General features: G+C 47.6%; 1 protein-coding gene. It reads left to right on the top strand.

All coding sequences use genetic code 11. From position 1 onward, the window contains the following. Positions 1 to 129: 129 nt before the first annotated feature. Positions 130 to 756 (top strand): hypothetical protein (locus A3750_RS26370; protein WP_231871883.1); only part of this gene is annotated, 627 nt, incomplete at its 3' end.

Raw genomic sequence — 756 nt, 5'->3', positions numbered from 1 at the left:
TGGTCGCTACTTGCAAAGCTGCTAGAAACCAATGGGAACAATTTGATCCACGAAGGCCACCACTTGCCAATGCTCGAGTGGCTTGCTGCGCTACCGGAAGCTGTGAGAGCAAAATCGCCGAGATTGCTCATGCTCAGAATATGGGCTTTATTTTTCAGTAACAAAATCGAAGTAATTCAACCTCTTTTGGACGAGCTGGAGGCGCTTGTTGATCAACAGCGGATCGCAGAAGTAGAAACCAGCGCCAATGAACTAATAGACCTTCATAGCGAAATTTCGCTCATCCGCTCATACATTGCTCGGTCTCAGTCAGATCTTCGTAGCGCTCATTCACTTACCAAGCAGGTTCTTGAAGAGCTTGATAACACCAATATGCCCCTTAAATCAGTCACTTACTACGGCATTGGTCTAGACAGTTTTACAGTGGGTGATCTTGAGTCAGCAGAGTTTGCTCTAAAGTCGGCTATCGACCACGGTAAACGCGAGAAAAAGTATACCACCGTGCTTTCCAGCAGCGGCCTGCTTGGCTGGATTTACTTTTTTCAAGGAAAGCTAGACGCAGCACTTGAAACCGGCATGCACAACCAGCAATGGATTGATAGCTTACACGACCCCTCGCAACCGCGAATCATTTCTTGTTGGCAGAACAGTATTCTCGCAATGATTTACCTTGAGCGAGGCGAGAAAACCATCGCGGCGGCGTATATCAACCCCTTGTTAAAACACATCAACATTGGGACAGAACCCGGTCTGCAC

It is taken from the genome of Oleiphilus sp. HI0079 (assembly GCF_001635105.1).
This window is presented reverse-complemented; position numbering and strand designations above follow the sequence as displayed.